1 protein-coding gene is annotated in these 283 nt (G+C 49.1%); it reads left to right on the forward strand.

What is annotated here, in order from left to right; all coding sequences use genetic code 11:
* A partial coding sequence (locus HC175_RS23500; RefSeq protein WP_168140136.1) for a sensor histidine kinase occupies positions 1–269 on the forward strand: 269 nt, incomplete at its 5' end.
* Positions 270–283: the final 14 nt, after the last annotated feature.

Below are 283 nucleotides of genomic sequence, written 5' to 3' on the forward strand. Positions count from 1 at the left end.
TGGTGGAGTTGAGTGTGCATAACTTCGGAAATCCCATTCCGGCGGAACGCCAGAAGCGCATCTTCAACTTCCTGAATACTTCCAACGGCTCCAGCCCCCGCGGACTCAAGAGCCGTGGCATCGGACTCTCCCTTGTCAAAGCCGTAGCCGAAGCCCATGGTGGAGCATTAAATTTACACAGCAGTGAATCTGAAGGCACTACTTTTACAATAACCCTACAAAAAAATTATCATGAGCCCGGGAAATTAAGGGTGGCCCTTAGGATCTAAGTGAGAGAATATAC

This window comes from Salinimicrobium oceani, assembly GCF_012037645.1.